Here is a 13,635-nt window from a genome sequence, read left to right on the forward strand (position 1 = left end):
CAGATATACGGAGGTCAGTGCTCCGGTGTCTCGGAGGGCGCCGAAGTGACGAGTTCGGTCAGAACTCCGTGGCAGTCCTTGGGGTGGAGGAACGTGATGCGGGACCCCATGGAGCCGATCCGCGGCTCGTCGTACAGCACCCGGACGCCCTTGTCCCTGATGGCCGCGGCGTCGCCGTCCACGTCCGCGGTGCCGAAGGCGATGTGGTGCACGCCCTCGCCGTTCTTGGCCAGCCACTTGCCCACCGCGGAGTCCTCCCGCGTGGGCTCCAGGAGCTGGAGGTAGGAGGCGCCTCCGTCGCTGGTCTCGTTGATCTTGAGCATGGCCTCGCGCACGCCCTGCTCTTCGTTGATCTCGGTGTGGAAGACGGTGAATCCGTACGTCTCCCGGTAGAACTCGACGGTCTTGTCGAGGTCGAAACAGGCGATCCCGATGTGGTCGATTCGCGTCAGCATGCTTCAAGTGCAGCGCTTCATGCGGTGATTACGCAACGTGCGCGCGATCACACCCGCCGCCCGATGACGCACGGGGTACTGCTCAGTACATTCAGATAAACCCTCGTTAACTCCTCCTCCCAAGGGGCCGTGGCACATGTCTCGAACGTCCGGTACCACCTCAGTGATCGTCGCGGGCGCGCGCACGCCCATGGGCCGCCTGCTCGGCTCCCTGAAGTCCTTCTCGGGTGCGGACCTGGGGGGCTTCGCGATCAAGGCCGCGCTCGACCGCGCCGGCATCGGCGGCGACCAGGTCCAGTACGTGATCATGGGCCAGGTGCTCCAGGCCGGGGCAGGGCAGATCCCGGCACGCCAGGCCGCCGTCAAGGCGGGCATCCCCATGAACGTCCCCGCGCTCACCGTGAACAAGGTGTGCCTGTCGGGCCTCGACGCGATCGCGCTCGCCGACCAGCTGATCCGCGCGGGTGAGTTCGACATCGTCGTCGCGGGCGGCCAGGAGTCGATGACCAACGCCCCGCACCTGCTCCCCAAGTCGCGCGAGGGCCACAAGTACGGCGCGATCGAGATGCTCGACGCGATGGCGTACGACGGTCTGACCGACCCCTTCGAGGGCGTCGCCATGGGCGAGTCCACCGAGAAGCACAACAGCCGCCTCGGCATCGCCCGCCCCGAGCAGGACGAGATCGCCGCCCTCTCGCACCAGCGGGCCGCCGCCGCGCAGAAGAACGGCCTGTTCGAGGCCGAGATCACACCGGTCGAGATCCCGCAGCGCAAGGGCGACCCGGTGCTCTTCTCCAAGGACGAGGGCATTCGCCCCGAGACCACCGCCGAGACCCTCGGCAAGCTGCGCCCCGCCTTCGCCAAGGACGGCACGATCACCGCGGGCACCGCCTCGCAGATCTCCGACGGCGCCGCGGCCGTCGTCGTCATGTCCAAGGCCAAGGCCGAGGAGCTGGGCCTGGACTGGATCGCGGAGATCGGCGCGCACGGCAATGTGGCGGGCCCGGACAACTCCCTCCAGTCGCAGCCGTCCAACGCCATCCGGCACGCCCTGAAGAAGGAGGGCCTGGACGTCGCGGATCTGGATCTCATCGAGATCAACGAGGCCTTCGCCGCCGTCGCGGTGCAGTCAATGAAGGACCTCGGAGTGTCCTCGGAAAAGGTGAACGTCAACGGCGGGGCCATCGCGCTGGGTCACCCGATCGGGATGTCCGGCGCGCGTGTCGTGCTGCACCTCGCCCTGGAGCTGAAGCGGCGCGGCGGCGGTGTGGGCGCGGCGGCGCTGTGCGGTGGCGGCGGCCAGGGCGACGCGCTGATCCTCAAGGTGGCGAAGGGCTGACCCCCGTCGGTCGTCCCGTCCCGTACGTAGCGAACGGAGCTGTCTCATGCAGGACGTCCCCTCCCTGGTGGCGCAGGCCCGCGAGGGCAGGCCGCGGGCCGTGGCCCGGCTGATCTCACTGGTCGAGGGGGCGTCGCCGCAGCTGCGCGAAGTGATGGCGGCGCTTGCTCCATTGGCGGGACACGCGTACGTGGTCGGGATCACCGGATCGCCCGGTGTCGGCAAGTCCACCTCCACGTCCGCTCTGGTCAGCGCCTACCGGCGGGCCGGGAAGCGGGTCGGCGTACTCGCCGTCGACCCGTCGTCACCGTTCTCCGGGGGCGCGCTCCTCGGTGACCGGGTACGGATGTCCGAACACGCGTCCGACCCCGGTGTCTATATCCGCTCCATGGCCACGCGCGGCCACCTCGGCGGGCTCGCGTGGGCCGCGCCGCAGGCGATCCGCGTCCTGGACGCGGCGGGCTGCGACGTCGTACTGGTGGAGACCGTCGGGGTCGGCCAGTCCGAGGTGGACATCGCCTCGCAGGCGGACACCTCGGTGGTCCTGCTCGCGCCGGGCATGGGCGACGGCATCCAGGCGGCCAAGGCCGGGATCCTGGAGATCGGCGATGTGTACGTCGTCAACAAGGCGGACCGGGACGGCGCGGACGCGACCGCGCGGGAGCTGAACCACATGCTCGGCCTCGGGGAGTCGAGGGGGCCCGGCGACTGGCGGCCGCCCATCGTGAAGACGGTCGCGGCGCGGGGCGAGGGCATCGACGAGGTCGTCGAGGCGCTCGAGAAGCACCGGGCGTGGATGGAGGAGCGGGGGGTCCTGGCCGAGCGGCGGGTCTCCCGTGCCGCCCGGGAGGTCGAGACGATCGCGGTCACCGCGCTGCGTGAGCGGATCGGGTCCGTCCACGGGGACCGGCGGCTGTCCTCGCTGGCGGAGCGGATCGTCGCGGGGCAGCTCGACCCTTATGCGGCGGCCGATGAGCTGGTCGACGGGGTCACCGCGGGGTGACCTGAGCCCGACCGCACGGAAGAACGCCTCGGGGCGGCGTCCAAGGACGCCGCCCCGAGGCGGATGTGTGTGGCTGCCGGTCAGTCGTCCGAGCCGTCCTCGGCCTGGTCGTCGCGGTCGTCGTCGGCCTGGTCGGCCTGACTGTCGTGGTCATCGTGGCGGTCCGCCGTGACCTTGCCGGTCTTCAGGTCGACGTTCCATTCGGACTCGGCGCCCTTGGCGCCGGTGGTCTCCACGCCCCAGGCGCCCGCGGTGCCGTCGTCGTCCAGGTCCACGGAGGTCACCGTGCCCTTGTCGGCGCCGGCGCGCGCGGCGTCCTCGGCGCTGGTGGACGCGCCCTTGAGCGCGGAGTTCACCCGGGCGGCGTCGGCGGCGTCGTCACCGTCGTCGTCCTTGTCGACCCAGGTGCCGAGCACCTTGCCGGTGCCGGGGTCGACCTCGACCTCGTGCCAGGTGCCGCCCTTCAGGATGTCGACGCCCCAGACCAGGCCGCCGTCCTCCTCGTCCAGCTCGGCGGAGACCGCGGTGCCGGGGGTCTTCGCGAGCGCCGCCTTGATCGCCTCGGCGGCCGTCACCTTGGCGGCCTTGGCCTCGGCGGTGTTCTCGGCGGCGTCGTCGGCGTCATCGCGGTCGTCGTCCTTGCGGTCGTTGTCCTTCACCTGGACGCTCGACTGCTTGGCGGCCGACTCGTCGTCGCCGGTGGTCGCGAGGGCGGTGGCGGTGCCTCCCGTGATCAGAGCCGCGGCGGCGACGGTGGCGATGACGATGTTGCGCTTCATGAGGGATTCCTCCAGAGACGGGGGCGAGTGTGCCGCGGCCCGGGGGCCGCTGCCGTTCGCTTGCTACGAGGACCAATCTGGCTGAACGATCCTGAACGGAAGCTGAAGCCGCCTGAAGAATTCTTCAGGTTCGCTCTGCCACCCTGAGCGCATGCGTTTGTTGATCGTGGAGGACGAGAAGCGGCTGGCCCTGTCGCTCGCCAAGGGCCTGACCGCCGAGGGCTACGCCGTCGACGTCGTCCACGACGGCATCGACGGACTGCACCGCGCGAGCGAGGGCACGTACGACCTGGTCGTCCTCGACATCATGCTGCCCGGCATGAACGGCTACCGCATCTGCTCCACCCTCCGCGCAGCGGGCAACGACGTGCCGATCCTGATGCTCACCGCCAAGGACGGCGAGTACGACGAGGCGGAGGGCCTGGACACGGGCGCCGACGACTACCTCACCAAACCGTTCTCGTACGTCGTGCTCGTGGCCCGTGTTAAGGCCCTGCTGCGCCGCCGCGGCAACGGCGGCCCGTCGCCCCTCCACACGCTGGGCGACCTCAAGGTCGACACGGCCGCGCGCCGCGTGTTCCGCGGCGAGGACGAAGTCACCCTCACCGCGAAGGAGTTCGCCGTCCTGGAGCAGTTGGTGCTGCGGGCCGGGGAGGTCGTCTCCAAGAGCGACATCCTGGAGCACGTCTGGGACTTCGCGTACGAGGGGGACCCGAACATCGTCGAGGTGTACGTGAGCACGCTGCGCCGCAAGCTGGGCGCGGCCCTCATCAGGACCGTGCGCGGCGCCGGTTACCGTCTGGAGGCCCCGCGATGACACGGCTGTTCGGTTCCGTGCGCGCCCGGGCCACCCTCGGCGCGAGCCTGGTCGTCGCCCTCGCCCTGGTCGCGGCGGGCGCCGCCGTGCTGCTCTCGCTGCGCACCAACCTCACCGGCCAGGCGGACGGCCGCGCCGACTCCGCCGCCCGCGAGGTCGCCTCCCAGCTCGCGACGGGCCGGGCGTACGACGATCTCGACCTGCCGGACGGCGAGGACGCCCCGGTGCAAGTGGTCGACGAGGACGGGAAGTTGGTGGCCGCCAGCGAGGACCTGGAGCGGATCAGCGGCACCGGGACCGACGCGGTCAAGCCCGGAGCCGCCGCCGCGAAGCCGTCCGGTGGCGAGGAGGAGGGTGAGGACGATAGCGAGGGCGGTGACGGCACGGCGAGCGCGGAGAACAGCGACGCGGCCGAGGCCGCCGAGCGCGGTGAGATCGACGGCGATGCCGAGTACACCGGCGGCTCCGCCACCGTCGACGGCGAGAGCGCCGACTACCGCTTCGCCGCCGTCGAGGTGAGCACGGAGGACAAGGGCGACCTCACCGTCTACGCGGGCGGCTCGCTCTCCGACGAACAGAGCGCGGTCTCCACGGCGTTGACGTCCATGCTCATCGGCTTCCCCCTGCTGCTCGGTGTCGTCGCGGGCGTCACCTGGCTGGTGACGCGCCGCGCGCTGCGCCCGGTGGCCGCGATCACCGCGGAGATGTCCGCGATCACCGCGTCGGAGGACCTCGCGCGCCGCGTGCCCGAGCCGGACACGCACGACGAGATCGCCCGCCTCGCCCGCACCACGAACGAGACGCTGACCGCCCTGGAGACCTCCGTGGAGCGCCAGCGGCGCTTCGTGGCGGACGCCTCGCACGAACTGCGCAGCCCCATCGCCTCGCTCCGCACCCAGCTCGAGGTCGGCGCCGCCCACCCGGAGCTGCTGGACGTCGACGGCGCCGTGGAGGACACCGTGCGGCTTCAGCGACTCGCCGCCGACCTGCTGCTTCTCGCCCGTCTCGACGCGGGCGAGAAGCCCGGCGAGGCGCGCGTGGACCTCGCGGCCTTCGTCCGCGAGGAGCTGTCGCAGCGCACGCGGGACCGTGTCGATGTGCACACGGACCTGACGAGCGTGGAGATCGCGGGCTCCCGCGGCCAGTTGGCGCGGGTGCTCGGCAACCTCCTGAACAACGCGCAACGGCACGCGGTCTCCCGCGTCACGGTCACCACCCGGGCCGATGGCGCGTGGGCGGTCCTTGAGGTGTCCGACGACGGGAGCGGGGTGCCCCCGGGGGAGCGGGAGCGGATCTTCGAGCGGTTCGTACGTCTGGATGACGCGCGGACCCGCGACGAGGGCGGGGCCGGTCTGGGCCTCGCGATCGCGCGGGACGTGGCGGCGCGGCACGGCGGCACTCTGGGGGTCGGGGAGGCGCCGTCCGGGGGTGCGCTCTTCGAGCTGCGGCTGCCCGTCCCCCAGACCTCGGCGGATTGAGCGACGGCACGGCCGGCGGCGCCGGGAGCGGTCAGGGTTTGCCGCGCTGGGAGCGCAGGTGTTCCGCGATCGGGGTCAGGGCCTTGTGCAGTTCGCAGAGCGCCTCGGGGGAGACGAGGTCGACGAAGTGCCGCCGCACGGAGGCGACGTGGTGCGGGGCCACCTTCTGCATGGTCTCCATGCCCTCCTCGGTGAGGACGGTGTAGAGGCCGCGCCGGTCGGACTCGCAGTTCTCACGGCGAACCAGGCCCGCGTTCTCCATACGGGTGATCTGGTGGGACAGGCGGCTCTTGGACTGGAGGGTGGCGGCGGCGAGATCGCTCATGCGCATCCGCAGCTCTTCCGATTCGGAGAGATGCACGAGAATGTCGTAGTCGTTCATGGTCAGGTTGAACGGCTGAAGGTCCTTTTCGAGCTGATATGTCAGCATCCTGTTGACCTCCACGTGGGTGCGCCAAGCGCACTGTTCCTCGTCGGTCAGCCACTGCGGGGCCGTCTCGGTCTCCATGGAATCGATTCTACCTAAGAAGTTGAAAGGTGAACGAATGGTGGGATGTGACGCGCCTCGCATCCCCTGGTCGCGGGGAGGGGTACAGGCGTTCGCCGTCACACTCCGCAGACTACCGCTCACAGCCCGAAGCGACGCTGGAGGTCCCCCAGTTGTCCGGGAAGACGCGGTGCGCCGGATTGCTGGCCCGGTTGAGTGGGAGCGCTCCTCCCGCCCGGCACCCCTGCCTGGTCCGGCACCCCTCCGGCGGCCTGCTCGGGCAGCAGTGCCTCGGACGACTGGAGCAGCACCGTGCCGGCGCCCACGAACTCGAATTGGTGCTCCTCTCCGGAGGTGCCGCCGATGCCGGTCAGCGCCCGCAGGCCCCCGATCACACCGGTGAGGTAACCGTGGTCATAGTGATGGCACGGTGAAGGGCAGTCGGCCCACCCCACGAGCGCCTGTGGATCGACGCGGATCGGGGGTTCCATGAACACCACCGGACCGTTCGACGCGGCCACGAACTTTCCGGTTCCGATGAGTGTCAGGAAGCCCGGAACGATCGATTGCTTCAGCGCGAGAGTTGGCTGAAAAGCGAGGAGGTTGCCCGAGCGAATGGTCAGGTTGCCCTCATCAAGGTCGTACGAATTCACGTCGAAGGCCCGGTCGGCGAGGAGCATCTTGCCCTGGCCGTCCGCCACGACCCAGTCACTTGCGTGCAGCGGCGAATGAAAACTGGTCCGGACCAGGCGGTCGAGACGGCCGTGCCCTATGCCGTTGAAGTCGATCCGCCCGTAGTAGGCGATCATCTTCCCCTTCTGTAGGAACCACTGGCTTCCCTTCAGCTCCACGCAGAAGGTGTACGCGTTGACGTTGTCGTCGCTCGGCAGTGTCAGGGGGTCGAAGACCGCGGGCGCGCCCGCCGGGGTCGAGAGGTGGGGGTTCACAGCTTCTCCTCCGAGGCCTGGACGTACACCGTGCCGCTGCCCGACAGCTCCAGCTGGAACGCCTCCCCGGAGCCGCGGCCCACCATGTCGCGCCAGCCCAGCGCTGTGGAGAGTTTGTTGCGCACGTCGCCGTGGTGCGCCACATAGGCCTGGGGGTCGACATGGACCGGGCGCTGCGGGGTGATCGGCACCTCGATCACCCCGCCGTGCGCCATGACGGCGACCGCGCCGTGACCCTTCAGGGTCGTGGTGAACAGGCCCTGGCCGGTGACCTGGCCGCGCACCATGCCCATGACGCCGCCCTGGGAGCCCAGGAACATCGTGCCCTGCTGGAGCGTGCCGTCGAAGGCGAGCAGGCGGTCCGCCTCCACGTACAGGGTGTCTCCGGTGAGTTCGATCACCTGGATGTGATGGCCGCCGTGCCCGAACAGGACCGTCCCCGTGGGGGCGCCCGCCTGGCCGTGCGGGCCTTGGTGGACCTCGACCGTCATCAGCGGCGTCGCCTCGCCCGCGACCCGGCGCCCGATCATGGACGCCAGACCGCCCTGCCCGCCCTGGAGGTTGGGCGTGAACGAGACGTCTCCCCGATAGGCCAGCATGGCGCCGCGCTGGCTGAAGATCTTGGTGCCCGGGGTGACCGTCGCCTCGACCATCTTCGCGTTGATCTGCCGGAAAGGCATGTCAGACATCCCCCGCGATCGTGGAGCGCTCACTGGGCTGTACGTAGACCAGGCCGTCGCCCTCGAAGCGGATCTGGAAGGCCTCGCCGCCGCCCTCGCCCATGAACGTGCGGAAGGTGACGCCGGACTGGAAGCTCTGGCGGACGTCCCCCTGGTGCGCGATGTACGCCCCCGGGTCGACCGTCAGCGGATACTGCGCGGAGACACGCAGCACCACCGCGGGGCCGTCGGAGACGATCGCCGCCTGGCCCGTGCCCTCGACGGTCGTGGTGAACAGGCCGTTCCCCTGTGTCGCGCCGCGCAGGCCCGTGAAGCTGGTGCCGGTGCGCAGGCCGGCGTCGGTGCACAGCAGATTGCCCGCCTCGACGTACAGCTTCTCGCCGCGCAGCTCCACCAGATTGATCTCGGTGGCGCGGTCGGCGAACCAGCAGGTGCCGTGCCCCTTCACCTCCATCACCGTCATCTGCTCGCCGGTCACGCGGCGCGTCACCATGCCGCGGATGCCCTCGCCGCCGCCGGACATCTTCTTGAAGGCCATCTGGCCGTCGTAGGCGACCATCGAGCCGTTCTTCGCTTTTACGGCGTCGCCGGTCATGTCGACGGCGAGCACTCTGCTCCCTTGGAGCCGGAACGTAGCCACGAATCGACGGTAGCCCCCGCGTACCCGCCCAGAACAGGGTGAACGCCCCTGAGCGAACCCCGAGAACCCCCCGATGTCACAATGGGGGTCGCTTGTGCGCGCGTTCACAAGATCGGCGCCGCCGAGCGCACAGCCCTCTCCCGCCGCCCCCACCCCACCGAAGGTGACCCGTGGACATCAAGACCGCTTCCGCACTCCGCCGCCTCCGCCTGGTCTCGGCCCCCGAGGCCGTCTCCTTCCTGCTGCTGCTCCTCTGCTCGGTGCTCAAGCGGACCACGGAGTTCAACGCCGTGCCGGCGATGGGCATGATCCACGGCGTGCTCTTCGTGCTGTACGTGATCTTCTGGCTGGACGCCTGGAACCGCACGAAGTGGGACCTCAAGACCGCCGCCCTGTACTTCGTCCTCTCCGTCCTGCCGACCGGCGGCTTCTTCGCCGAGCGCAAGCTGAAGCGCGAGGCCGAGTCCGCGGTGATCGCGTCGCGCGCCCGCAAGGAAGGGATCGTCAACGCATGATCGTCGCCTTCTCCGTGACCCCCCTCGGCGTCGGTGAGGACGTCGGCGAGTACGTGGCCGACGCCGTCCGCGTCGTCCGCGAGTCGGGCCTGCCGAACAAGACCGACGCGATGTTCACCTCCGTCGAGGGCGAGTGGGACGAGGTCATGGACGTCGTCAAGCGGGCCGTCGCCGCCGTGGAGGCGCGGGCGCCCCGCGTCTCCGTGGTCATGAAGGCGGACATCCGCCCCGGGGTGACCGACGGTCTCACCTCCAAGGTCGAGACGGTGGAGCGCCACCTCTCCGCGTAGGTCCGCCTCCGTGCGCCCGCCTCGCAAGCCCCCGCCCCTCTGGGCGGGGGCTTTCCTGTGCCGCCTTCCTGTGTCACTTGCCTGCGCCCGCGAACTTGAGCGACTGCTCAAACGGCTGTACCTTCCACTTGAGCAGACGCTCAAGAAGGTGCTGACGTGGGGGTTTAGGGTGAGCCTGTATATCGAGGCACGGATACGTGCCGATCTCGACGACCTGTGGGCGCGCACCCAGGAGCCCGGCTCGCACCAGCGCTGGGACCTGCGCTTCACCGAGATCGCCTACCTGCCGTGCCGCGAGGGCGAGCCGCAGCACTTCCGGTACGCCACGCGCGTACTGCCCTTCCTCACCATCGCCGGCACCGGCGTCAGTGCGGGGGAGCGGCGGCGCCCCGACGGCACGCGGACGTCCGCCCTGCGCTTCGCCTCGCCCCACCCGCTCTCCCTCCTCGAAGAGGGCAGCGGCTACTGGCGCTACGTACCCGCGCCCGACGGCGACGGCATCCGCTTCCTCACCGGATACGACTACCGGCCGCGCTGGGGCCGCTTCGGCGCGGCCGTCGACCGCGCGTTCGTCCGCCCGCTGATGGGCTGGGCCACCGCCTGGTCGTTCGATCGCCTCCGGCTCTGGCTGGAGCGGGACATCACCCCCGAACGCGCCCTGCTGAACGCCCTCGCGGACGTCGTCCTGCGCGTGCTGTGCGTGGCGGCAGCCGTCCTCCTCCTCCCCGTCACGGCCCTCGCGGCCGCCGCGCTCGCGCTGATCCTGCCGCCGCTGCCCACCACCCCGGCCGCACGCCGCTGCCTGCGCACCCCACCGGCACGCGCGCGTGCCCCGCGCATCCTGTCCACCCTCGCCACCGCCACGGAGCCGCAGTCATGACCTCGATCTTCGAAACCGTGATGGGCGCCGACTTCCAGCGGCTCCACCCGCAGCTCCGGCGCCGCTTCTCCGTCGGCCTGGAGAGCGGCGAGGCCTGCACCGGGCGGGGCGTGATGGACCGGATCTGGCACGGCCGGGGCTTCGTGAAGCCGTTCCTCGCGGTCGGCGGAACCCGCAACATCCTCGTCCCGCGCCAGGGCCGCGACGTCCCCTTCGTGATCGAGAACGTGCCGTACGCCGACACGTACGGCCGTGAGACGGTGACCTTCGTGCGCACCTTCGACCTGCCCGGCGGGCCCCGCCGCTTCGACGCCCAGATGGTCCTGAGCCCCAAGGGCGACCGCGTGCTCGACTACCTCGGCACGCACCAGCACCTCGCGAGCGACCTGCACTTCCGGGCGGAGCCCGACGGCTCGCTCGTGATCCGCTCCGGGGAGCACCGGTTCCGGGAGGGGCCGGTGGACTGCCGCGTTCCCTCGCTGATCGGCGGCGACGCCGAGGTGCGCGAGTCCTACGACGATGACGCGGGGTGCTTCCGCATCCGGGTCCGCGTCGTGAACCGGCGCTTCGGGCCGCTCTTCGGGTACGAGGGGTCCTTCCGGGCGACGTATACGGACGTCCGTACGTGCGGGGTGCGGGCCGGGCTGCGGCCCGTTCGCGAGGAGGCGCGGGCGTGAGCGCCGCCAAGGACCCCGCCAAGGGGCGGGAGACGCGCGAGAAGCTTCTCGACGGTGCGCTGCGGACACTCACGGAGCAGGGCATCGCCAAGACCTCGGCGCGTACGATCGCCGCCGCCGCGGGGGTCAATCAGGCGCTGGTCTTCTACCACTTCGGTTCCGTCGACGAACTGCTCGCGGCGGCGTGCCGGTACGGGACCGAGCAGCGCGTGGCCCTCTACCGCGAACGCCTCGCCGGGATCGGCTCCCTCTCCGAACTGCTCGCCTTCGGGCGGGAGATGCACGAGGAGGAGCGGGACGCCGGGCACGTGGCGGTCCTCGGGCAGTTGCTCGCGGGCGCGCAGACGCAGCCTCGGCTCGCGGCGGCGACCGCGGCGGGGCTCGCGCTGTGGGTCGAGGAGATCGAGAAGGTCCTGGTGCGGATTCTGGCGGGGTCGCCGCTGGGGGAGTTCACGGATGCGGTGGGGCTCGCGCGGGCGGTCGCGGCGTCCTTCGTGGGCCTGGAGCTGTATGAGGGGGTTGATCGTGCGGGTACGGAGCGGGCGCTTGCCTCGCTGGAGCAGTTGTCCCTCTTGGTGAGTGCGGTTGAGGATCTTGGGCCGCTTGCGCAGCGGGCCGTGCGGCATCGGCTCCGCCGGTCTTCACCCCGCACGGCCAGGTGAGGTAGGGCGGGTGGTGTGGGCCTGCCCATACCCCGGCCCCCTCCGCAACCCCCCGCCCCAAAACCCCTCGCACGGACGTACCCGGTTCGACACGCCGACGAAAACCCCCTTTTGTGGGGGTATCGGCTCGTTCGATTCACCAGAACACTGGAGGGCGCTGTGCGGCAGCCGGAGGGCTACGACTACGACACCCACAGCACGCTCGCCGGACCGCTCACCGAGCCACACGGCGGCAAGGACGGCAAGAGCGGCAAGGACGGCGGCGCAGGCGGCTATCGGGTCCAGTACCGCAAGCTGCTCTCCTCCGAGCCCCACCGAATACGCGCCGTGCTCCTGATGACGCTGGCCCCGATACTCACCGGGCTCCTGCTCGTCTACCTCGTCTGGCCCACGCACTGGACCGAACGCGAGGGCGGCGAGCGCTGGCTGATCGGACTCGACGTCACGATGCTCGCGGCGATCGGCCTGATCGAACTCTTCATGCTGGTCAACGTCATATCGATCGCACACGCGACGATGGTCGCGAGGGACCCGGTCCCGGTGTACCCGGAGAAGGGCACCCGCGTCGCCTTCCTCACCACGTACGTCCCCGGCAAGGAACCCCTCTCCATGGTCCGGGCGACCCTCGAAGGCGCGGTGCGGATACACCACACGGGGCCCCTGGACGTGTGGCTCCTCGACGAGGGGAACGACCCCGAGGCGAAAGCCCTCTGCGAAGAACTCGGCGTCCGGCACTTCACGCGCCTCGGCGTCCCCGAGTGGAACCGCCCGAAGGGCCCGCACAAGGCCCGCACCAAGCACGGCAACTACAACGCCTGGCTGGCGATGCACCACGCGGAGTACGACTTCTTCGCCTCCGTCGACACGGACCACGTCCCGCTCCCCAACTTCCTGGAGCGGATGATGGGGTACTTCCGTGACCCGGACATCGCGTTCGTGGTCGGACCGCAGGTCTACGGGAACTACACCACCCCCGTCACCAAGGCCGCCGAGTCCCAGCAGTTCCTCTTCCACGCGCTCATCCAGCGCGCGGGCAACCGCTACCGCGCGCCCATGTTCGTCGGCACCAACAACGTCGTACGCATCAAGGCGCTCACCCAGATAGGCGGTCTGTACGACTCGATCACCGAGGACATGGCGACCGGCTTCGAGCTGCACCGCCGCCGCAACCCCGCCACCCGCAACCACTGGCGCTCGGTCTACACGCCCGATGTCCTGGCCGTCGGGGAGGGCCCCGCCTCCTGGACCGACTTCTTCACCCAGCAGATGCGCTGGTCGCGCGGCACCTACGAGACGCTCTTCAAGCAGTACTGGAAGGCGCCGTTCACCATGCCGCCCGGACGCCTCTTCTCGTACACGATGATGCTCGTGTACTACCCGATGACGGCGGTCAACTGGCTGCTCGGCATCCTCAGCTGCGTCCTCTTCCTGTGGTTCGGCGCGTCCGGCACGCAGGTGGCGGCCTCCGTGTGGCTGATGCTCTACAGCGACGCGGCCGCCCTCCAGATCGGCCTCTACCTCTGGAACCGCCGCCACAACGTCTCCCCGCACGAGCCCGAGGGCTCCGGAGGCCTCGCGGGCATGGCGATGTCGGCGCTCTCCGCCCCCATCTACGCCAAGTCCCTCGGCGCGGCCGTGGTACGCCGCCCGAGCCGCTTCGTGGTCACGCCGAAGGGCAACGACGCCAGCCCGGACCGGCTGCTGACCTTCCGCATCCACCTCTTCTGGGCGGTGGTACTCGCCTCCTCCCTGATCGCCTCCTTCGTGCTCGACCACACCCACGTGGCGATGCGCACCTGGGCCGTCCTCGCGATGGCCATCTCGCTGGCGCCGGTCGCGGTGTGGACCTTCACCGTCGCCACGGAGCGCAGGGCGGCCCGCCAGACGGCACGGGAGCGGCGCGCGGCCGGGCAGTCCGCCCCGGACGCGGAGGGCGAGCCGGAGCCCGCCTTCGCCACCGGCACGACGACAGGAGGGAACTGACCC

16 protein-coding genes are annotated in these 13,635 nt (G+C 70.3%); 10 read left to right on the top strand and 6 right to left on the bottom strand.

The window, feature by feature from the left end:
• Nucleotides 1-14: 14 nt before the first annotated feature.
• A complete protein-coding gene (gene mce / locus IG54_RS0126300) occupies nucleotides 15-455 on the bottom strand; it encodes a methylmalonyl-CoA epimerase (protein ID WP_030789387.1) in 441 nt (146 codons plus the stop codon).
• A 136-nt stretch (nucleotides 456-591) separates the two neighbouring features.
• Between mce and IG54_RS0126305 the strand changes: the two genes are divergently transcribed.
• A complete protein-coding gene (locus IG54_RS0126305; RefSeq protein WP_030789390.1) occupies nucleotides 592-1,794 on the top strand; it encodes an acetyl-CoA C-acetyltransferase in 1,203 nt (400 codons plus the stop codon).
• Nucleotides 1,795-1,840: 46 nt separating this feature from the next.
• A complete protein-coding gene (gene meaB, locus IG54_RS0126310) occupies nucleotides 1,841-2,797 on the top strand; it encodes a methylmalonyl Co-A mutase-associated GTPase MeaB (RefSeq protein ID WP_030789391.1) in 957 nt (318 codons plus the stop codon).
• Between the two features lie 80 nt (nucleotides 2,798-2,877).
• Here the strand turns inward: meaB and IG54_RS0126315 are convergent, their stop codons facing one another.
• Complete coding sequence (locus tag IG54_RS0126315) at nucleotides 2,878-3,576, bottom strand: PepSY domain-containing protein (protein ID WP_030789394.1); 699 nt, start codon at nucleotides 3,574-3,576, stop codon at nucleotides 2,878-2,880.
• Nucleotides 3,577-3,727: 151 nt separating this feature from the next.
• On the opposite strand from IG54_RS0126315, the gene IG54_RS0126320 reads away from it, so the two are divergent.
• On the top strand, nucleotides 3,728-4,393 hold the full coding sequence (locus tag IG54_RS0126320; RefSeq protein WP_030789397.1) for a response regulator transcription factor: 666 nt from the start codon (nucleotides 3,728-3,730) through the stop codon (nucleotides 4,391-4,393).
• Nucleotides 4,390-5,871, top strand: coding sequence for a sensor histidine kinase (locus tag IG54_RS0126325; RefSeq protein ID WP_030789401.1), 1,482 nt, complete (start codon nucleotides 4,390-4,392; stop codon nucleotides 5,869-5,871). The genes IG54_RS0126320 and IG54_RS0126325 overlap by 4 nt, the downstream gene beginning before the upstream one ends.
• Nucleotides 5,872-5,902: 31 nt before the next feature.
• On the opposite strand, the gene IG54_RS0126330 is transcribed toward IG54_RS0126325, so the two are convergent.
• From IG54_RS0126330 to IG54_RS0126345, 4 genes are all read right to left on the bottom strand, one after another.
• Nucleotides 5,903-6,379, bottom strand: coding sequence for a MarR family winged helix-turn-helix transcriptional regulator (locus tag IG54_RS0126330; protein WP_030789404.1), 477 nt, complete (start codon nucleotides 6,377-6,379; stop codon nucleotides 5,903-5,905).
• Between the two features lie 119 nt (nucleotides 6,380-6,498).
• Nucleotides 6,499-7,305, bottom strand: coding sequence for an AIM24 family protein (locus IG54_RS0126335; RefSeq protein WP_030789407.1), 807 nt, complete (start codon nucleotides 7,303-7,305; stop codon nucleotides 6,499-6,501).
• The gene (locus tag IG54_RS0126340) at nucleotides 7,302-7,985 is read right to left on the bottom strand and encodes an AIM24 family protein (protein ID WP_030789410.1); all 684 of its coding nucleotides are present in this window, start codon (nucleotides 7,983-7,985) and stop codon (nucleotides 7,302-7,304) included. The genes IG54_RS0126335 and IG54_RS0126340 overlap by 4 nt, the downstream gene beginning before the upstream one ends.
• A gap of 1 nt (nucleotide 7,986) precedes the next feature.
• Nucleotides 7,987-8,625, bottom strand: coding sequence for an AIM24 family protein (locus IG54_RS0126345; protein ID WP_030789413.1), 639 nt, complete (start codon nucleotides 8,623-8,625; stop codon nucleotides 7,987-7,989).
• Nucleotides 8,626-8,795: 170 nt separating this feature from the next.
• On the opposite strand from IG54_RS0126345, the gene IG54_RS0126350 reads away from it, so the two are divergent.
• The 6 genes from IG54_RS0126350 (at nucleotide 8,796) to IG54_RS0126375 (ending at nucleotide 13,632) form a co-directional block, all read left to right on the top strand.
• Nucleotides 8,796-9,140, top strand: coding sequence for a DUF3817 domain-containing protein (locus IG54_RS0126350; protein WP_030789416.1), 345 nt, complete (start codon nucleotides 8,796-8,798; stop codon nucleotides 9,138-9,140).
• Complete coding sequence (locus tag IG54_RS0126355) at nucleotides 9,137-9,430, top strand: MTH1187 family thiamine-binding protein (RefSeq protein ID WP_030789418.1); 294 nt, start codon at nucleotides 9,137-9,139, stop codon at nucleotides 9,428-9,430. Before IG54_RS0126350 ends, IG54_RS0126355 begins: the two co-directional genes overlap by 4 nt.
• 169 nt (nucleotides 9,431-9,599) lie before the next feature.
• Complete coding sequence (locus IG54_RS0126360; RefSeq protein WP_030789421.1) at nucleotides 9,600-10,310, top strand: hypothetical protein; 711 nt, start codon at nucleotides 9,600-9,602, stop codon at nucleotides 10,308-10,310.
• The gene (locus IG54_RS0126365; RefSeq protein WP_030789423.1) at nucleotides 10,307-10,987 is read left to right on the top strand and encodes a DUF4166 domain-containing protein; all 681 of its coding nucleotides are present in this window, start codon (nucleotides 10,307-10,309) and stop codon (nucleotides 10,985-10,987) included. Before IG54_RS0126360 ends, IG54_RS0126365 begins: the two co-directional genes overlap by 4 nt.
• Nucleotides 10,984-11,649 carry a TetR/AcrR family transcriptional regulator gene (locus IG54_RS0126370; RefSeq protein WP_030789426.1) on the top strand — a complete coding sequence of 222 codons (666 nt, stop codon included), beginning with the start codon at nucleotides 10,984-10,986 and terminating at the stop codon, nucleotides 11,647-11,649. Before IG54_RS0126365 ends, IG54_RS0126370 begins: the two co-directional genes overlap by 4 nt.
• A 159-nt stretch (nucleotides 11,650-11,808) precedes the next feature.
• A complete protein-coding gene (locus tag IG54_RS0126375) occupies nucleotides 11,809-13,632 on the top strand; it encodes a glycosyltransferase family 2 protein (protein WP_037897752.1) in 1,824 nt (607 codons plus the stop codon).
• The last annotated feature ends 3 nt before the right edge of the window (nucleotides 13,633-13,635 follow it).

The sequence above is a fragment of the Streptomyces sp. NRRL S-920 genome (assembly GCF_000717945.1).
Taxonomy (GTDB): domain Bacteria; phylum Actinomycetota; class Actinomycetes; order Streptomycetales; family Streptomycetaceae; genus Streptomyces; species Streptomyces alboniger.

What these genes read in the sequence shown, in the direction of transcription:
- IG54_RS0126305 (WP_030789390.1), top strand. Translation starts at nt 592, where the DNA reads ATGTCTCGAACGTCCGGTACCACCTCAGTGATCGTCGCGGGCGCGCGC.
- mce (WP_030789387.1), bottom strand. Translation starts at nt 455, where the DNA reads ATGCTGACGCGAATCGACCACATCGGGATCGCCTGTTTCGACCTCGAC.
- IG54_RS0126355 (WP_030789418.1), top strand. Translation starts at nt 9,137, where the DNA reads ATGATCGTCGCCTTCTCCGTGACCCCCCTCGGCGTCGGTGAGGACGTC.
- IG54_RS0126340 (WP_030789410.1), bottom strand. Translation starts at nt 7,985, where the DNA reads ATGCCTTTCCGGCAGATCAACGCGAAGATGGTCGAGGCGACGGTCACC.
- IG54_RS0126315 (WP_030789394.1), bottom strand. Translation starts at nt 3,576, where the DNA reads ATGAAGCGCAACATCGTCATCGCCACCGTCGCCGCCGCGGCTCTGATC.
- IG54_RS0126320 (WP_030789397.1), top strand. Translation starts at nt 3,728, where the DNA reads ATGCGTTTGTTGATCGTGGAGGACGAGAAGCGGCTGGCCCTGTCGCTC.
- IG54_RS0126365 (WP_030789423.1), top strand. Translation starts at nt 10,307, where the DNA reads ATGACCTCGATCTTCGAAACCGTGATGGGCGCCGACTTCCAGCGGCTC.
- IG54_RS0126325 (WP_030789401.1), top strand. Translation starts at nt 4,390, where the DNA reads ATGACACGGCTGTTCGGTTCCGTGCGCGCCCGGGCCACCCTCGGCGCG.
- IG54_RS0126330 (WP_030789404.1), bottom strand. Translation starts at nt 6,379, where the DNA reads ATGGAGACCGAGACGGCCCCGCAGTGGCTGACCGACGAGGAACAGTGC.
- meaB (WP_030789391.1), top strand. Translation starts at nt 1,841, where the DNA reads ATGCAGGACGTCCCCTCCCTGGTGGCGCAGGCCCGCGAGGGCAGGCCG.